Origin of the sequence: Aquibacillus salsiterrae (genome assembly GCF_028416595.1) — a bacterium.
Lineage (GTDB): Bacteria > Bacillota > Bacilli > Bacillales > Amphibacillaceae > Aquibacillus_A > Aquibacillus_A salsiterrae.
Window position 1 is genome coordinate 47561 of record NZ_JAMQKC010000001.1, and the last position, 17769, is coordinate 65329.

19 protein-coding genes are annotated in these 17769 nt (G+C 37.6%); 1 reads left to right on the forward strand and 18 read right to left on the reverse strand.

The window, feature by feature from the left end; genetic code table 11:
* Positions 1 to 120: 120 nt before the first annotated feature.
* The 17 genes from nth to NC799_RS00325 all read right to left on the reverse strand — a co-directional run bounded on the left by nth (position 121) and on the right by NC799_RS00325 (position 15866).
* The gene (gene nth, locus NC799_RS00245) at positions 121 to 765 is read right to left on the reverse strand and encodes an endonuclease III (protein ID WP_272444311.1); all 645 of its coding nucleotides are present in this window, start codon (positions 763 to 765) and stop codon (positions 121 to 123) included.
* Positions 766 to 776: 11 nt separating this feature from the next.
* Positions 777 to 1463: a DnaD domain-containing protein gene (locus NC799_RS00250; RefSeq protein ID WP_417006656.1), complete on the reverse strand. Its 687-nt coding sequence runs from the start codon at positions 1461 to 1463 to the stop codon at positions 777 to 779.
* Between the two features lie 104 nt (positions 1464 to 1567).
* Entirely contained in the window at positions 1568 to 2860 is a 1293-nt protein-coding gene (asnS, locus tag NC799_RS00255; RefSeq protein WP_272444314.1) for an asparagine--tRNA ligase, read from the reverse strand.
* A 40-nt stretch (positions 2861 to 2900) separates the two neighbouring features.
* Positions 2901 to 4082, reverse strand: coding sequence for a pyridoxal phosphate-dependent aminotransferase (locus tag NC799_RS00260; protein ID WP_272444315.1), 1182 nt, complete (start codon positions 4080 to 4082; stop codon positions 2901 to 2903).
* 21 nt (positions 4083 to 4103) lie between these two features.
* Positions 4104 to 4640, reverse strand: a complete 537-nt coding sequence (locus tag NC799_RS00265; protein WP_272444316.1) for a cell wall elongation regulator TseB-like domain-containing protein — start codon at positions 4638 to 4640, stop codon at positions 4104 to 4106.
* Entirely contained in the window at positions 4606 to 4776 is a 171-nt protein-coding gene (locus NC799_RS00270; RefSeq protein WP_272444317.1) for a YpmA family protein, read from the reverse strand. The genes NC799_RS00265 and NC799_RS00270 overlap by 35 nt, the downstream gene beginning before the upstream one ends.
* 263 nt (positions 4777 to 5039) lie before the next feature.
* The gene (locus NC799_RS00275; RefSeq protein WP_272444318.1) at positions 5040 to 5849 is read right to left on the reverse strand and encodes a ComEC/Rec2 family competence protein; all 810 of its coding nucleotides are present in this window, start codon (positions 5847 to 5849) and stop codon (positions 5040 to 5042) included.
* A 59-nt stretch (positions 5850 to 5908) separates the two neighbouring features.
* A complete protein-coding gene (gene dinG / locus NC799_RS00280; RefSeq protein ID WP_272444319.1) occupies positions 5909 to 8710 on the reverse strand; it encodes an ATP-dependent DNA helicase DinG in 2802 nt (933 codons plus the stop codon).
* Positions 8711 to 8883: 173 nt separating this feature from the next.
* The gene (panD, locus tag NC799_RS00285) at positions 8884 to 9267 is read right to left on the reverse strand and encodes an aspartate 1-decarboxylase (protein WP_272444320.1); all 384 of its coding nucleotides are present in this window, start codon (positions 9265 to 9267) and stop codon (positions 8884 to 8886) included.
* 11 nt (positions 9268 to 9278) lie between these two features.
* Positions 9279 to 10151: a pantoate--beta-alanine ligase gene (gene panC, locus NC799_RS00290; protein ID WP_272444321.1), complete on the reverse strand. Its 873-nt coding sequence runs from the start codon at positions 10149 to 10151 to the stop codon at positions 9279 to 9281.
* A gap of 1 nt (position 10152) precedes the next feature.
* Positions 10153 to 10989, reverse strand: coding sequence for a 3-methyl-2-oxobutanoate hydroxymethyltransferase (panB, locus tag NC799_RS00295; protein ID WP_272444322.1), 837 nt, complete (start codon positions 10987 to 10989; stop codon positions 10153 to 10155).
* Positions 10979 to 11977 carry a biotin--[acetyl-CoA-carboxylase] ligase gene (locus NC799_RS00300; RefSeq protein WP_272444323.1) on the reverse strand — a complete coding sequence of 333 codons (999 nt, stop codon included), beginning with the start codon at positions 11975 to 11977 and terminating at the stop codon, positions 10979 to 10981. Before NC799_RS00300 ends, panB begins: the two co-directional genes overlap by 11 nt.
* Positions 11953 to 13164: a CCA tRNA nucleotidyltransferase gene (locus NC799_RS00305; RefSeq protein WP_272444324.1), complete on the reverse strand. Its 1212-nt coding sequence runs from the start codon at positions 13162 to 13164 to the stop codon at positions 11953 to 11955. The genes NC799_RS00300 and NC799_RS00305 overlap by 25 nt, the downstream gene beginning before the upstream one ends.
* A 3-nt stretch (positions 13165 to 13167) precedes the next feature.
* The gene (gene bshA, locus NC799_RS00310) at positions 13168 to 14310 is read right to left on the reverse strand and encodes an N-acetyl-alpha-D-glucosaminyl L-malate synthase BshA (RefSeq protein ID WP_272444767.1); all 1143 of its coding nucleotides are present in this window, start codon (positions 14308 to 14310) and stop codon (positions 13168 to 13170) included.
* Complete coding sequence (gene mgsA / locus NC799_RS00315; RefSeq protein ID WP_272444325.1) at positions 14300 to 14704, reverse strand: methylglyoxal synthase; 405 nt, start codon at positions 14702 to 14704, stop codon at positions 14300 to 14302. Before mgsA ends, bshA begins: the two co-directional genes overlap by 11 nt.
* A gap of 12 nt (positions 14705 to 14716) precedes the next feature.
* Positions 14717 to 15520, reverse strand: a complete 804-nt coding sequence (dapB, locus tag NC799_RS00320) for a 4-hydroxy-tetrahydrodipicolinate reductase (protein ID WP_272444326.1) — start codon at positions 15518 to 15520, stop codon at positions 14717 to 14719.
* On the reverse strand, positions 15513 to 15866 hold the full coding sequence (locus NC799_RS00325; protein WP_272444327.1) for a nucleotide pyrophosphohydrolase: 354 nt from the start codon (positions 15864 to 15866) through the stop codon (positions 15513 to 15515). Before NC799_RS00325 ends, dapB begins: the two co-directional genes overlap by 8 nt.
* Positions 15867 to 16024: 158 nt before the next feature.
* Between NC799_RS00325 and NC799_RS00330 the strand changes: the two genes are divergently transcribed.
* The gene (locus NC799_RS00330; protein WP_272444328.1) at positions 16025 to 16900 is read left to right on the forward strand and encodes a YitT family protein; all 876 of its coding nucleotides are present in this window, start codon (positions 16025 to 16027) and stop codon (positions 16898 to 16900) included.
* A gap of 167 nt (positions 16901 to 17067) precedes the next feature.
* Here NC799_RS00330 and NC799_RS00335 read toward each other — a convergent pair whose 3' ends face one another.
* Positions 17068 to 17760: a zinc metallopeptidase gene (locus NC799_RS00335; protein ID WP_272444329.1), complete on the reverse strand. Its 693-nt coding sequence runs from the start codon at positions 17758 to 17760 to the stop codon at positions 17068 to 17070.
* Between the last annotated feature and the right edge of the window lie 9 nt (positions 17761 to 17769).

Consider the following 17769-nt stretch of genomic DNA (forward strand, 5'->3'; position numbering starts at 1 on the left):
TTATGTCTAGCTTCGGCGCCTAGCCCTTCGAGTCGTAAGTCAATCCTCTTCATGGCAAAGTCCGCCATTACAAGGCTTGGCTTACGCTTTTCAGGGCTGACCAAGGCGCCTACGCTTTTCTTATGTCTTCATTCGTTTTTTTCCTTCTCGGCATATGTCTAACAATGGGCATGTGTCACAGTTTGGATTTTTTGCTTTGCAATGGTATCTCCCAAAAAAGATCATTCGATGATGTGTATTACTCCATTCGTGTTCAGGAATTTTGCGCATGAGCGTTTTTTCAACCTCTAACACCGAGTCTTTCCATCTACAGATACCTAGACGCTTCGAAACCCGTTCAACATGTGTATCTACAGCAATTGCTGGAATATTAAACGCTACAGAGACTACAACATTTGCCGTTTTCCGACCAACACCTGCTAACTTTTCTAACTCTTCCTTCGACCTCGGAACTTCACCGTTATATTGCTCCATTAATACTTCACATAATTTACGAATATTTTTTGCTTTGTTGCGATACAAACCAATGGAACGTATGTCTTGCTGTAATTCTTCTAGTGAAACGGCAAGGTAGTCCTCCGGGGTTTGATATTTCTTAAATAAATCTTTGGTTACTTTATTAACTAAAGCATCGGTACACTGAGCAGATAATACAACTGCAATTACTAATTCAAAAGGGTTTTTATGAACCAATTCACATTCAGCATCAGGAAACATGTCTTCCATTACATCTAAACATTGTTGAATTTGGCTTTTATTAAGCATGACTCTTCCCCCTATTCCTCATCCAACCAATTATAATAGAGTGAAACGTCCCGGTTACTTTCCTGTCTAGTCTCTCGCGGTTTTTGGTTGGAATGAAATGCTTTACTATGTGTTCTTGCTTGCTCAACCGAATGAATCCCTTTTTTCTTCCATTCTCTTAAGATCCGATCAATATACTTGAAATTTAATTTCCCCATTAAAACTGCTTCCCGTAAGGCAGCTTTAATTAATGAAGGTTGTTGTTCATCCTCATCAATCCAAATATTAATTGTTTCAATTTCAAAAGGTGACAAAGGCCTACCAAATTCTTGTTCAAATAAAATAAAAATATTGTGCGTTTCTTCACTTGTTTCTTGCTTCACTTGCTTAGGTTCGTACAATTTTGACCATAGCTTATCAAGTGTATAATATTCATCGAGAACGTTTTGCTCTTTTATTTGATCAATCGTAAGTAAATCTTTTTGAATTAACTTCCGCAATATTTGAGAACATTCCTGGTCTGTTAATGTTGTAAAATGAGCGATTTCACTTGGTGTTGGAAAGCTATTTCCTTCGATATAAAAACAGTGTAATTGTAATAACACAATAACTTCTGTTTCAGTCAAGCCTAATTGCAAGTAATTGCGGAGTAATTTCGCAGGGATATTTATTTGGTCTTTCATCATTTGTTGATAAGAAATACTCGTCAATTTTTTCACCTCAACTATCATTATAGCACGACAAACTTCACATCATGATCAAACAGATTTTTCTCATCATTCAAAAAATAAATCCCTTGCTTATTAAACAAGGGATTTATTACTTATGGATATAGTCTATTTAACAAGCGCGGGAATGGTATTGTTTCTCTGACATGCTCTGCGCCCGAGATCCATGCCACTGTTCTTTCTAATCCTAATCCAAAACCTGCGTGTGGAACACTTCCGTATTTTCTTAGTTCTAAATACCACTGGTAAGCATCACCAGTTAATTGATGTTCTTCGTAACGTTGCTCCATTAACTTCAAGTCATCAATTCGCTGGGAACCACCGATAATTTCACCATAGCCTTCTGGTGCAATTAAATCGGCACACAAGACAACTTCAGGTCGATCAGGGTCAGGTTTCATATAAAAAGCTTTGATTTTTGTTGGATAGTGTGTGATAAATACAGGTTTATCAAAGCTTTCTGCTATTGCTGTTTCATGAGGTGCACCAAAGTCCTCCCCCCAAGTGATATCGGTAAAGCCCTTTTGCTTCAGTAAGTCGATTGCTTCATCATAAGTGATTCGTGGAAATGGAACTGTTATCTTTTCCAATTTTTCAATATCTCGCTCTAATGTGTGAAGCTCAAGCTTACAGTTATCTAAAACCGATTTCACAATGTAGGAAACATAATTTTCCTGGACACGTAGACTATCTTCATGGTCCATAAACGCCATCTCAGGTTCAATCATCCAAAACTCTATTAAGTGCCTTCTCGTTTTAGACTTTTCCGCTCGAAATGTTGGTCCGAATGAAAATACTTTGCCAAAAGCCATTGCTGCTGCTTCCATATATAGCTGTCCACTCTGTGATAAGTAAGCTTCTTCATCAAAGTATTTGGTATGGAACAATTCTGTTGTTCCTTCTGCTGCAGACCCAGTCAAAATAGGTGGATCTATCTTAACAAAGCCTTCCTCATTAAAAAAGTTATAGGTTGCTCGAATTATTTCGTTTCTTATTTTCATGATGGCATGCTGCTTTTTGGAACGAAGCCATAAATGGCGATGGTCCATCAAAAATTCTGTTCCGTGTTCCTTTGGTGTAATAGGGAAGTCTACAGCTTCATGGATAATTTCAATCTCATCCACCTGTAACTCATACCCAAACGGCGAGCGACTGTCTTCCACAACTGTCCCTGTAATAAACACCGACGTTTCTTGAGAAAGATTTTTAGCCTGACTAAACGTTGCTTCAGACACCTCTGCTTTTACGACAACACCTTGGATAAAGCCTGTTCCATCACGTAGCTGAAGAAAAGCAATTTTTCCACTTGACCTTTTATTAGCAAGCCATGCACCAATAACTACTTCTTCCCCAACATGATTTGATACTTGATTTATTGTTGTTTTCAAGAAAATTACCTCCGCCAAAAGTGGTTTTCTAAAACGACTTTTATTGATGATTTTCAACGAACCGCTTAATTCGACTTGCAGCTTCTTCTAATTGCTCTAAAGAAATTGCATAAGACAGTCGAACGTTTTCAGGAGAGCCAAACCCTGATCCTGGTACTAAGGCAACCTTTTCCTCTTCTAAAAGCGCCTCAACCCATGCATCAACAGAATCGAAACCGTTCGTTTTAACCGCTTGACTAACATTCGGAAATAAATAAAACGCTCCTTCAGGCTTGACGCATGTCACACCAGGAATTGCTATAAGCCATTCATAAAGCTTTTCTAGTCTTGCTTTAAATGCTTCTCGCATTACTTCCACTTGTTCCTGTGAGGCTTGATATGCCTCAATAGCTGCAATTTGTGCAATGGACGTCGGGTTAGAAGTAGAATGAGATGCTAAATTAGTCATTGCTTTAATTATCTGTTTACTACCAACAGCATAACCAATTCTCCATCCAGTCATCGAGTGGGATTTAGATACACCATTGATCACGACTGTTTGTTCCTGTAGTTCAGGTGACAGCTGTGCAATCGAAACGTGCGGTTTATTAGTATAAATAAGCTTTTCATAAATTTCATCAGATACAATAACGAGGTTATGCTTTAAACAAACATCTCCCAATTTTTTTAATTCGGCTTCAGAATACATCACACCAGTAGGATTGCTCGGAGAATTAATAATAACTGCTTTCGTTTTATTAGTAATAGCTGCTTCTAGTTGTTCTGGTGTTAGTTTAAATTCGTTCTCTTCTTTCGCATCGACTATGACTGGTTTTCCCTCAGCTAATTTAACCTGTTCAGGATAGCTGACCCAATAAGGAGAAGGAACGATAACCTCATCCAAAGGATTTAGTAATACTTGAAAAAGGGTGTATAGTGCGTGTTTTGCACCGCTGGTCACAATAACTTGATCTGTTTGATAAGTTAGCCCTTGATCCTTTTTCATTTTATCTACGACAGCTTGTCTTAATTCTACTGTTCCACCTGCAGGGGTATATTTCGTGAACCCATCATACATTGCTTTACTTGCTGCCTTTAAAATGTGTTCTGGTGTATTAAAGTCAGGTTCCCCTGCACCAAGCCCAATGACGTCATGGCCAGCTTTCTTAAGTTCTTTCGCCTTTGCTGTAATTGCTAACGTGGTGGATGGCGTTAATGTCTTAACTCGATTTGCAAGTTCCATAATAATTATCACCTTTTTTCATTAATATAAAGATTGTCTTAATTTAAATTGCTCGTATTCACTACCATCTTTAAAGGAATAATATGCGAATACATATCGATCATTGTCATCTATGTACTTTATCTCCCAAAGTAATGTCGATTGTTCAACTGCAGGGTTTATACTGATGAATTCACAATTTTGACAAGAAGATTGCCAATTGGACTTAATTGCTTGTTCATCAACCATATCTTCAACTACGAAAAATCGAATAGCTGATGAATCATCACTTGCTTGTGCGGGCACAAATGCAATTGCTTGTTCATCATCACTTGTTATACCCTCTACCACATAATAAAATGTGTCACCATGATATCTCAATACTTGGTTTACTGTTGTCATATCTGTCTCATTTATTGCTCTCGCCTCTGCCTCCGTATAGCCCTCTTCTTTTCCTGATAAAATTCCATTATATAAAAAGATACTGTAAGCCAATATTCCAATAACAATGAGAGCAAATCCAACAAATGTCCAAATGACCCAGTTAGGTACGGTAAATGGTAAAGATAGCTTTTTCATTATCTTCCTCATCCAATGCTAAACCAAACATTAAGTTTTCTTCTTTTAGTGTTCTATTTAAACTATCTACAATTTTATACAAATCATCTGAATGTTGCAGCTTAACTGTTGACAATGTCTCAATTTTACTATTCATGCTTCCCGCCTCCGTTCATAAATAATTGACAAACTTTCAATAATTGTTAATCATAGAATTGGCCCTTTTACTAACACTACTTAATACAGTTGAAGAAATACTGTTTTATTATAACAGTCAGTCGATGTATTTTTTCAACAAAAATCCCTAACCCATTTATTTTTATCTGTGCGCTAACAGGCGCACAGTTTTTTTATGTCGGAAAAAGTCAGGCCATAAATAGGTCAAAGATAAGAGTTGATTATACTCTTATCCTATTCCTATTATGACAAGATTTCGTAATCCTGTAAATCCATTCGGATAATTGTTGTACCTACCCGATTAAGTTGGTAAACATCAATCCACGATTCATTAAGTCTTTCTATAAGCCCTTCATTCGGTTTACATTTCTTACATGTAAAAACAATACTCATATGTGGATCTATTTTTGATAAAAAGTAGGAGCTTGGTGATTTTCCCCTTGCATAATCCCCGATTTTTATAATTTGCGGATCGATTGATTGTTTTAAAATGTCATCTTCAGCATCAAGTTCACTATGAGTTAAATACAGAAGCGATGTCTTTCCATAAGAAATTTCCAAAGACATATCGCCATTTGCTTCCGCGTCGAGTACCTTAAAGTTTAAATGATCAATAAGCACATGCGAATCATTAGGAGCCCACTTAATTTTAGTTAACCCCTCGGTCTGTGTGTTACAAAAACTAAGTCCGCCTGCATAAATAACCTCACTTATTCGGTAGCGTTCAATCAACCTCGAGGTATTTCCGCAATAATCACTTGTCTGCCTCGTTAAAATTAACTTATCGATACTTTTTACATCAAGTTCTTCTAATTGGAAGATTAAATCCTCTTCACTTAATGGGGAACCAGTATTTATTAAAATGTTCTTTCCGTCTGTCCCTTGTATATAGGTGGACTCACCATCTTTCAATTGAAAGAAGGTGAAATAAACTTCGTCCTTTTTTATCATAGGCAAAGGTTCTGCTTCTATGACTAATGGAAAAGTTTCCATTAAAATAAAAGCGATAAAAATCAAAAGCACGATCCATACATACTTGAACTGGTGTTTCATTTTTATCACCTACCCAATTTTGTCGACTAGCTTTAGGCTATGTAAAAAAACAAAACCTACTATAGCCATTCTTTAACCTTTTCAATTAATTTTTGGGTACTATTGTAAGTGATTGGTACTTTAGGGATAGATTGAGTAAAGTATTTCCCGTATCTTGCTTTAACCATTCTGTCATCACATACCAAAACGATACCACGGTCAGAACTCGAACGGATTAGTCGACCAAACCCTTGTTTGAAGCGAATCACAGCATTCGGTAAGGATAGCTCCATAAACGGATTTAATCCTTTATCCTTAAAATGGTTTGCTTTTGCCTCATAAATAGGGTGATCAGGAGGTTGAAAAGGTAATCGAACAATGACCAAACACGACAAATCACTGCCAGGAATATCTACACCTTCCCAAAAAGAACTTGTCCCTAATAAAATTGCACGATCATAGCTTTGAAAATTTTTCTTTAACCGTGATCTGCTTCCACTAGAAACCCCTTGCCCAATTACAATAAATTCATCTTGAGTAATCATTTCGCGCAATAATTCATACGACTTCTTTAGCATCTCATAGGAGGTAAATAAAACCAACATTCGCCCCTCTGTCACTTCTGCTAAGGAGATAATTGCCTCGCATGTAGCGTCAATGTAATCCTGTTGGTTCCCGAAACTTAGCTTTGGAAAATCATTCGGAACCATTAACTGTACCTGTTGGTCATAGAGGTAGGGTGATGGAAACTTGGATTCCAAAGCGGTATCCTCAGTCAGCCCTAAGCGTTGTTTAATAAAGGCAAACGATTGGTTCATTGTTAACGTTGCACTTGTCAACACAACACTATCCTTCACCGAAAACAGATGTTCCCGTAAAATAGAAGAAATTTCAATTGGTTCACAGTAAAGATAAACAGCGTTTTTCGCTCCAAATGCTTCAATTTCAATCCACTTTACTTGATTTTGATTCTCTACTAAGAAAAATATTTCAAGGTCATCAATCACCCGTTGCAGTTGGTCAATGTTAGCCTGTATTTCTTCTAGTTTGTCTTCTCTTTGCTTATCATCCCCATTTGCTACGGACTCTTTTAGCAAAAATAATAAATGGATCAGATCTCTTAGATTAAACGTTAACCTAGTGACCATCTCTTGTATGACAGACCATTTACGTTCGTCTTCTTTTGGTGGATCAAATCGGTATTGGTACCTACCGATATCATTGACATTTATGTCTTTTTTTTGTTGTTCACTAACATAGCTAAACAAATAGCGAAATAATTCATCTGTATCAGCTTTTGTCTCTTGCCAAAGCTTGGCCCATTTTTCTCGATACAACAATTGCTTATCAGCAAAATAAGTTTCACTAATTCTATATAACCATTCCCCTTCTTGGTTTGTACCAATATTGTTTAAAAGAAATTGAATGTTAACATAGTCTAATTTTAATCCAAAATGTTTAGATGCTGTACTTTCTAGATGGTGTGCCTCGTCGATAATTACTCGCTGGTAACTTGGCAACAATTGATAATCGGCAACGATGTCTGCACATAGTAGTGAGTGGTTAGTAATAATGATATGCGCTTTTTGAGCTCTTGAGCGAATCCTTTGATAAAAAGAACGTGAGAACCAAGGTGACATCGGGTCTGTTGGCCCTTCTGTATCGGTCGAAATTCGATAAAAAAAATGTTTCCCGCTAGATGGTAATTGAATCTCATCGACATCACCAGTCATTGTCTCGGTTAACCAAATTAATAAAATTGCCTTTGTAAGCGTAATATCATAATTATCTTGCGTATCCATTTGAAGTTCCTTTTCAAATCGTTTAAGACTTAAGTAATGGGACTTGCCTTTCATTACTATTGATTTGAATGGAAAAGATAGAACTTGCTTCAATAGTGGAATTTCCTTTTCGTATAACTGTGTCTGTAATTGAGTCAAATGTGTACTTATTACGACACGACTCTTGTTCCTTACTGCATCGTATATAGCTGGAATAAGATATGCCAATGATTTCCCCGTACCTGTTTCGGCTTCGATTAATGCATGACGCTTTTGTTGAAAGGCGTCAAAGATGAATTCTGACATCTCTTTTTGGCCATCTCGTTTTTCATAATTTGGCATACAGTGATGCAGCATTCCACCTTCTTCAAAAATATTGTCTATCATTTCCCCAAAAGAGGTCAATACGGTATCGTCTTCTGCCTCATTCCATTCCTTTTTCTTCAATGCTATACCACGGTGTATTTCTAAATCATTTCTTTGTAACGGTTCGAAGCTTAATAATTCCATCCGCTTGTCTAAAATCTGGTGCAAATCACTTTTTAATCGACCTTGTAAGTCATTTAATGTATAAATTGTTTCATACGGGAGGCTGTCGATTTTATCCATCAACGTTAATAACAGTTTTGCCGTAACATAGGCATCAGACAACGCTCGATGTGGATTGCCATGGTCAAATGCTAACCATTCGGCAAGTTGACCAAGCTTATAACCTGGCGCCAAAGGCATAAATATTCTTGCTAACTCAACCGTATCTAGAACAGGCTGGTTTAATGCTTTGTAACCGCAATTTTGTAATTCATAATTTAGAAAACCTAAATCAAAAGGAATGTTATGCGCAACTATATATCCCTCTGTCATCATCGAAAAGATTTCCTCTGCAATTGCTGGAAAAGTAGGTGCATCTATTAGATCTTCATTAGTAATACCTGTTAAGTTAGAAATAAATGGAGACAACTCTTTTCCGGGATTAACTAATGAAGAAAATTCTTTAACAATTTGCCGGTCCTTGACGACAACAATGCCAATTTCAATAATTCTTTCCCCTTTAAAAGGTGTGTGCCCGGTTGTCTCTAAGTCAACAATCACAAATTTCCTCAAATTATTACCCACTCCATTAACAAGATCAAAAAAATAAGTATGTAAAGATAAGTACTTTTGGTTAACTTTAGCAGTTACACTTATCTAGTATAAATATTAGCTAATAAAAATGAAACTCTTACCAAACCACTATTGATAAGAGTTTCACTACACAAATGGAAAACAAAGTAAGTTTACATTACAGTTAACGGTGGCTCCTCGTTGATCAGCTCTACTATCTCATTGTCTTCGTTCATTAATGCTACTTTCGGTTTAAAGGTTTGCAACTCTTCTTCAGAAACGATTGCATAGGAGACAATAATCACTACGTCTCCTTTTTGCACGAGCCTTGCCGCCGCACCATTTAAACAAATGACTTTGCTCCCTCTTTCACCTGGAATGACATATGTCTCCAACCGTGCACCATTGTTATTATTGACAATTTGAACTTTCTCATGAGGTAAAATACCTACCTCATCTATTATATCTTCATCTATTGTAATGCTACCAACGTAATTTAGATTTGCTTCCGTGACACGAGCACGGTGAATCTTAGCTTTCATCATGGTACGAAACATAGTCTTTCCCCCTACTTTAACTGTTCAGAAATATTCCCTTCTTGGTCAAGGATCAAATTATCAATCAATCGCGCACCTTGAAAATGGACTGCTAGTGCTAGAATGATTTGACCTTCTAGCTTGTCTATGGGTAATAAATCTGGATAGCTTAATAGTTCTACATAGTCTATTTTACCATGTGTGTTTGAATCGATAAAGTCGATGACTTCCTTTACAATATTAACAGGATTTTTTTCTCCGTCAATTATTAATTTTTGACCATGCTTTAACGCCTGGTAAAGAAAAGGGGCTTCCATTCGTTCCTTCTCCGTCAAATACACATTCCGGCTACTCATAGCAAGTCCATCAGGTTCTCTAACAGTCGGAACTGGTACGAGCTTGATTGGAAAATTATAAGTAGAAACAAGCAAGTCCACGACAGCAAGTTGTTGTGCATCCTTCAAGCCAAAATACGCATTGGTTGGTAACGTAAGATGAAAAAGTTTTGTTAAGACTGTGACTACTCCATTAAAATGGCCTTCACGTCTTTGGCCACAGAGTACGTCTGTCCTATTTCTTACTTCGATTGTAATCCCTTGTTCGTCAGGATACATTTCTGCTTGGTGCGGAAGAAATAATACATCAACATTATTTCGCTTAGCAATCTCGATATCACGCTGCTCATCTCTAGGATATCTATCAAAATCTTCATTCGGTCCAAATTGAAGTGGGTTAACAAAAATACTAGTTACGACAATATCGTTTTCACTTCTCGCACGTTTCATCAGCTGTTCATGCCCAACATGTAAGTAACCCATTGTCGGGACAAAGCCAATCGATTGTCCTCTCCTTTGGCATTGCTTTGAAAATTGCTGCATTTCAGCAATGGATCGTATAATATTCATCTTAATCCTCAAGCTTCCCTTCTGGCAGTTCATGTTCGTCGATTGTAAATGAATAGGAATCATTCGGAAAGGTTTGAGCTTTTACTTCAGCAATATAGGAAGAAATACTCTGTTTAATGGAATGATTTACATCACCATATGGTTTAACAAATTTTGGTACACGGTTAACACCATATTGAATAATATCATGATAAACAAGGACCTGTCCGTCACAATCAATACCCGCACCGATTCCGATAGTCGGTATCGAAAGCTTGTTAGTAATCAAACGGGCAACTTCTTTTGGAACACACTCAAGCACAATTGCGATCGCTCCATGTTTTTCTAACTCAACAGCTTCCTCGATTAGTCTTTTTGCCGTATCCTTTTCTTTTCCTTGGACACGATAACCACCTAGGACATTAACAGATTGCGGTGTTAAGCCGATATGAGCTACGACCGGAATCCCAGCACTAGTTAAACGAGAAGTAAGTTGTACTACTTCTGCTGATGCACCTTCTATCTTTAGGGCCTGTGCACCTGTCTGTTGAAAAAGTGTTTTCGCATTTTTCATCGAATCCTCTAATGACACGTGATAGCTCATAAACGGCATATCCACTACTGTATACGTATTCGGGGCTCCTCGTCTGGCTGCTTTAGCATGATGCAGCATATCGTCGACGGTAACATGAATTGTTGACGGATAACCTAATACAACCATCCCTAAGGAATCTCCAACTAGAATCATATCAACTTCTGCTCGTTCGGCTAATTTAGCTGATGGATAGTCATAAGCGGTAACCATGGTAATTTTGTCTTGATTTTTTTTCATTTCTTCAAAACTAAACCTACTCTTCAACGACATTTCCTCCTTTCCAATTAATTTCAGCAGAATAAAGTCGCTCGTGTGAACCATCGTCATTACTAACTAGTAATGATCCATCTGCTTCAATTCCATGCAATGTAGCCGTCCACGTCCGATTTCCAGAATTAATTGCGACTTTTTCTCCCATTTTATATCCGAATCGCTCCCAGTTTTGTTTGATAGAAGTAAACCCATCACTCATATAGACATCATAACTTTTTTCAAACTCAAACAATATGTCTTGAATTAACTGGCGAATACTATAGGACTGATTAGAAGCTAGTTTAAGTGATGTGGCAATATCCTTTACCTCATCAGGAAACGTGTCTGATGATTGATTTACATTTAAACCAATACCTAAGACAAGGTAATGAATTTGATCATGTTCTGCTTGCATTTCCGTTAATATTCCTGCTACTTTTTTATCCCCTATCAAAATATCATTTGGCCATTTAATGCCAACCTCAGGTATCTTAAGCTTAGTTAGCACGTTTGCTAAGACAGTTGCTGCTAGTAACGTTAATTGTGGTGCCTGATTAGGAGGAATGTTCGGCCTAAGGACCACACTCATCCATACCCCATCATCATTCTCCGAATACCATTTACGATTCAGTCGCCCCTTCCCCTTTGTTTGTTGGTCAGCAATGACAACTGTTCCATGACTTGAGCCATTTAATGCTTGCTGGTGAGCAACGGTTTGTGTCGAAGGTACACGATGCTTGTGCACTACTTCCTTTCCTAACCATTTGGTTTGAAGCCCCCAATGAATCGTATTAGAACTTACCTTTTTCGGCGACTCGACAATCCGATAGCCCTTTCTTGGGGCAGCTTCAATCACATAGCCATCTTTCTCAAGCTCACGCATATGCTTCCAAACGGCCGTTCTTGAAATATTTAATTGATTGGAAAGCTGCTGACCTGAGATAAATGAATTTTTATGAACGTTTAATATGTCAATTAGTTTATTTCTGGTGGACTCCATGCCTCAACCCACTCTCTTAGTGCATTTTTACAATTTGGTAGATTGCCACACACAACCTGCTTTTCGATTTCAGCGATACAAGTGTTAATCCACGGCCCTTTTTCGAGCGAAGCCTTAAGTGCAACTATCTCATTCCCTGTAATCGCTAAGTGCTTTAGGTTAGCAATTGGTAACTGTTTTCTCATACAAACTACTTGGTCATTTATTGCTTTTTTATCTATGTCAGTCACCATCCAGGTTAGAACTCGGATGAAACTACTTACTAGGTTTTCCGGTAAACGGTACACCAACCATTGATCAAGTCGTTTTTCCATATAGTAGGTGATCGACTGAACGAGCGTTGTTGCATTACGTTTCACTTCATTTGAAAGTTTCCAATGTTTCACCCAATGGTCGACTGAAATAGATCGATCAAGTAGGTGTAGCGTTGCGATTATTTCGGTAAAAGAATGGAGCGGTTTGGGATTGTTTATTAACAATCGTTCCAATTGATGATTTTCCTTTAAGACAGGGATATAATTAATTGCTTTGCTCCTAATTAACAATTCGATTCCATTCGTAAGGTTAATTCCTTCGAACATCTTTTTTATTTCAGTAGTAACTCTTTCAATTGCAATCTTTTCAATCCAACTGATATCGTCGACTAACGCTTGAAACGTAGTTGCTTCCATTTCAAATCCTAATTGACTTACAAATCGGATGGCTCGCATCATCCGTAAGGGGTCTTCTTCAAATCGCAGCTTCGGTTTACCCACTGTACGAAGTAGCTTCAATTGAATATCCTGATGACCCATAAAGGGATCTATCACCAGACCATCTTTGTCCATCGCCATTGCATTAATTGTAAAGTCTCTCCTTGCTAAATCCTCTTTTATATCGGCGACAAACAAGACATGATCAGGATGTCTAAAATCGGTATAATCTCCGTCGACGCGAAAGGTTGTCACCTCAAAAGACTCGCCATCGAACCGAACGATGACGGTACCATGCTCAATTCCAACTGGTATTACTTTTTCAAATATCGACTGAACTTCTGCGGGACTTGCAGATGTTGCAATATCAATATCACCAACAGGACGACCCATCAGCGAATCTCTTACAGCACCGCCAACTATATATGCCTTAAAACCATGCTGTTCAAGAATGCTAAGTAACTTATTCGCTCTGTTAAAAAGGCTATTTGTCATTTCTCAATCCCCATTTAATGCTTGATGATACACGTTTACGTATTGCTGTAAAATGTTTGTTGAATGAAAATGCTGCTTAACATGCTTAAGCGCATGCCGTGAGAACCTGCCCCACTTATCCCCGTCACTAAGTAAGTTTATTGCATAGTCACTAGCCCGTTCCACATCACCTAATTCAATTAAAAAACCGTTTTCGTCTGGTACAATAACCTCAGGTATTCCACCAACATTGGTTCCAATACACGGTACACCACAAGCCATTGCTTCTAACAATACTAATCCAAAACTCTCTTTTTCCGAAAGTAGTAGCTTCAAATCAGCTAATGAAAGTAGTTCAGCAATATTTTTTTGTTTACCAAGAAATAAAACATTTTGTTCGATACCTAATTCTTTTACTAATTGTCTCATCTCTGAATACTCTGGCCCATCACCAATTAACATCAATTTAGACGGTATGACATCCACGACCTTTTTAAAGACATGAATGACATCTTGGACACGCTTTACTTTACGAAAATTAGAAATATGTACAAGGAGTTTTTCATTTTCGCTTATTTTATATTGTTCTTTTAGTGAAGGATTATGCTTTACGTAATATTCTTCTTCATCAACAAAATTGTAAATGACATCAATATCTTTATTCACATGAAGCATTTCCTTTGTTTGATGTACTAAACTGTGGGAAACTGCTGTCACTTTATCTGATTTCTCAATCCCATGTCTAATCATTTTCTTCAAGCTTTTGTCAATACCAAGAACAGTAATATCCGTGCCATGAAGTGTTGTGACTATTTTAACATCACGGCTAGCCATATCTTTAGCCAGAATAGCACAAATGGCGTGGGGCATAGCATAATGGACGTGCAAAATGTCTAGCTTCTCATTATCAATCACTTCTGCCATCTTGTTTGCAAGAGCAAGATCATAAGGTGGGTACTGAAAAACTGGATAATGATTCACCTCCACCTCATGAAAAAAGATATTAGAATAGTGATCTTTCAAACGGAACGGAATACTTGAAGTAATAAAATGGATCTCATGACCTTGCTTTGCTAAAAGCATCCCGAGTTCCGTAGCAATCACACCAGAGCCACCAACAGTTGGATAACACGTAATACCTATTTTGATTTTCCGATTATTGTTCATTGTTAACAATTTCTCTCCACTCAAAATATCCATCTTCTAGTGCGCGAATCAATATTTCTGCACCGCCCATGTTCGTTGCAAGTGGTACCTGATAAACATCGCATAGACGCATTAAAGCAATAATATCCGGCTCGTGAGGCTGTGCTGTCAGCGGATCACGTAAAAAGATAACTAAATCCATGTTATTGTTAGCAATCATTGCGCCAATTTGCTGGTCGCCACCTAATGGACCAGATTGAAAACGGTACACATCTAGGCCTGTTGCCTCACCTATTCTACTTCCTGTTGTTCCAGTCGCAAATAATTCGTGATGTTTTAAAATATTCGTGTATGCAATCGTAAAATTCACCATATCAGGTTTCTTTTTATCGTGCGCAATTAATGCAATCTTCATTTACATTCTCCCCTACTCCATTATGTTTTCTAAACCGTACACTAACAGATCGAGTTTCATTACATGATCTATTGCTAGTTTTATACCTGACATAAACGACTCCCGATGAAAGGAGTCATGTTTTATCGTTAAATTTTGGCCAGGTGAACCAAATACTACTTCCTGATGGGCAACTAGACCCGGGAGTCTAACACTATGAATTTTCATTCCATCAAAATCGGCTCCTCTAGCACCTTTTATTGTTTCTTTCTCATCTGGATGACCTTGTTGCTTACTTTCTCTTACTTCTTGAATGAGTTGTGCTGTTTTAACTGCTGTACCAGATGGTGCATCTAATTTTTGGTCATGGTGTCTTTCTATAATTTCGACATCTGGGAAATATTTAGCTGCCATTTTAGCAAATTGCATCATGAGAACGGCTCCAACTGCAAAATTGGGTGCAATTACTGCACCTATCCCTTTACTTTCTGCTAAATCCGTTAACTCTAGCAATTGTTGATCTGAAAAACCTGTTGTCCCAACTACCGGCCTTACTCCGTGTTCTAAGGCTGTTTTGGTATGCTTATACCCTACCTCTGGCGTTGTCAAATCAACCAATACGTCAGCATCGACAGCTTGCAAACACTCTTCGATATTATTATAAATCAATGCATCAAAAGGTGGTAATCCTTCGACATCGATAACTTTATAGCCGTCAAACTTATGGTCAATGCAAGCAACAAGCTCTAGCTCTTCTTCCTCCTTTTTTATCATTCGTAGTGCTTCACTTCCCATTTTCCCTCTTGGCCCTGCAACAATTACTTTAATTTTATTCATCCTTATCACCCTCTGTTTGAATTCTTGTCCATCTAAACTTGTCTCTTGTTTCGATTTTAGTCATCGATTTGTTAAATGCTTCAGATAGATCAATGTCTAGTGAGTTAGCAAAACAAATCATGACAAAAAGCAAGTCGCCAAGTTCATCTTCAATTGAATTGTCCATTTCTGATTGTTTCTTTGGTTTTTCTCCGTAAATATGGTTTACTTCTCTAGCCAATTCGCCAATTTCCTCGGTGAATCTAGCTAGCATACTCAATGGGGAAAAATAACCTTCTTTAAATTGAGAGATGTACCGGTCAACACGTTGCTGCATTTGCTCGGTATGGTATTTTTCGGTAGTCATACATTATACCCCTTATTCTATTCTAATACTTTACATGTTAGCTAAAAGTTCAATTTTTGACAAATAATTCATCTGCTGACTAAAATATGTATAGTTCATACTATCTGAATTAAGTGGAAAACTAATGGAACAAGAATGAAAGGAATAATGAGGTGGGTATGTTGGGTATTCGATTAAAATTCAAAAATATATTTTTTATTCTACTTGGTGCAGCTATATTTTCATTTGGAATCGTTCATTTCAATATGCAAAATAATTTAGGTGAAGGTGGATTTACTGGGATTACATTACTGTTTTATTTTTTATGGGGATGGGACCCAGCCATTTCCAATATTATCCTGAACATTCCAACCTTTTTTGTGGGCTGGAAATTTTTAAGTAGAAATACATTTTTCTACACGATAATAGGAACTTTTGCAGTATCGATCTTTTTATACTTATTTCAGCTAAATCCTTATGAACTGCACTTACAATCAGACATGACACTTGTCGCATTGTTCGCTGGTGTTTCGATTGGTGTCGGGTTAGGCATTATTTTTCGTTATGGTGGTACAACCGGTGGTGTCGACATTATCGCCCGGGTCATGCATAAATATGCGGGCTGGAGTATGGGGCGTACAATGTTTTTATTTGATGCTGTAGTCATTACGACATCCATTATTACCTACCTCGAATTAGTAGAAGGGATGTACACATTAGTTGCTGTATATATTGGCGCACGTGTCATCGACTTTCTTCAGGAAGGTGCCTATGCAGCTAGAGGCGCAACCATTATCTCTGGGTTTAGTGATCAAATTGCCGATAAAATAATGAATGAAATGGACCGAGGGGTTACTGTCTTAGCAGGAAAAGGCCGATATACAGGAGAAAAAAGGGATGTACTTTATTGTGTAGTTGGAAGAAATGAAATTGTCCGATTAAAAGGGATTATTCATAGCATTGACCCACACGCCTTTGTCGCTGTTACCTCTGTCCATGATGTATTAGGTGAAGGATTTACTCTCGATGAAAATAAACAGCCATTGTCAGATTAAAGGTAGTTAGACCTGGCTATTATATGATTACAATAAGAAAAGCACCTAACGCTAGACAGCTTCTGGGTTTATTTATCCTTTCTTATCTTGCAAAAAAAGCTGACAAATTCAATCGTCAGCTTTTTTGATACGCAGGAAAATCATCGGCTCCTGCAGTTTAAATTATTTTATTCTTCGTTATTTGACATGACAAACATCAAAATAAACCGAATAAGTTCTGCTAATGCAACCAGTGCAGCTGCAACATAAGTTAAAGCAGCAGCGTTTAAAACTTTTTTCGTTTGTCTTTCTTCATTATTTCTAATTACACCACTTGATACTAATTGTGCCATTGCACGGTTCGATGCATTAAATTCAACTGGTAGCGTAACTAATTGAAATAAAACGGCGAAAGACATAAATATAATCCCAGCTAAGAATAGGTTCATCATTCCTAAGAACATACCTGCTAAAATTAAGATAAAAGACATATTCGATCCTAAATTTGCAAGAGGCACAAGGGCATGTCTAAAACGTAAAAATGCATAGCTTTCCGCATCTTGCATAGCATGTCCTACTTCATGTGCTGCGATTGCTGAAGCGGCCATCGAATGTCCATGGAAATTATCACTAGACAAACGAACGACTTTTTTTCTCGGATCATAGTGGTCGGAAAGTACTCCACGAGTTTCCTCAATATCAACGTTATATAAACCATTGTCATCTAATATTTTCCGTGCTACTTGTGCACCAGTCATATAAGATGAAGTCGCAACCTGTGAATATTTACGATACGTGCGTTTCACTTTTGATTGAGCCCAAAGAGGAACTATTAACAAAAGAGCGATGTAAAGAAGATAACCACCTAATGATGCAAACATCTACATTCC

Coding starts and splice junctions, on each gene's coding strand:
- bshA (WP_272444767.1), bottom strand. CDS start 14,310: ATGAACAATAATCGGAAAATCAAAATAGGTATTACGTGTTATCCAACT.
- NC799_RS00260 (WP_272444315.1), bottom strand. CDS start 4,082: ATGGAACTTGCAAATCGAGTTAAGACATTAACGCCATCCACCACGTTA.
- NC799_RS00270 (WP_272444317.1), bottom strand. CDS start 4,776: ATGAATAGTAAAATTGAGACATTGTCAACAGTTAAGCTGCAACATTCA.
- NC799_RS00300 (WP_272444323.1), bottom strand. CDS start 11,977: ATGGAGTCCACCAGAAATAAACTAATTGACATATTAAACGTTCATAAA.
- mgsA (WP_272444325.1), bottom strand. CDS start 14,704: ATGAAGATTGCATTAATTGCGCACGATAAAAAGAAACCTGATATGGTG.
- NC799_RS00305 (WP_272444324.1), bottom strand. CDS start 13,164: ATGACAAATAGCCTTTTTAACAGAGCGAATAAGTTACTTAGCATTCTT.
- panC (WP_272444321.1), bottom strand. CDS start 10,151: ATGAATATTATACGATCCATTGCTGAAATGCAGCAATTTTCAAAGCAA.
- dapB (WP_272444326.1), bottom strand. CDS start 15,520: ATGAATAAAATTAAAGTAATTGTTGCAGGGCCAAGAGGGAAAATGGGA.
- NC799_RS00275 (WP_272444318.1), bottom strand. CDS start 5,849: ATGAAACACCAGTTCAAGTATGTATGGATCGTGCTTTTGATTTTTATC.
- NC799_RS00330 (WP_272444328.1), top strand. CDS start 16,025: ATGTTGGGTATTCGATTAAAATTCAAAAATATATTTTTTATTCTACTT.
- nth (WP_272444311.1), bottom strand. CDS start 765: ATGCTTAATAAAAGCCAAATTCAACAATGTTTAGATGTAATGGAAGAC.
- NC799_RS00325 (WP_272444327.1), bottom strand. CDS start 15,866: ATGACTACCGAAAAATACCATACCGAGCAAATGCAGCAACGTGTTGAC.
- panD (WP_272444320.1), bottom strand. CDS start 9,267: ATGTTTCGTACCATGATGAAAGCTAAGATTCACCGTGCTCGTGTCACG.
- NC799_RS00335 (WP_272444329.1), bottom strand. CDS start 17,760: ATGTTTGCATCATTAGGTGGTTATCTTCTTTACATCGCTCTTTTGTTA.
- NC799_RS00265 (WP_272444316.1), bottom strand. CDS start 4,640: ATGAAAAAGCTATCTTTACCATTTACCGTACCTAACTGGGTCATTTGG.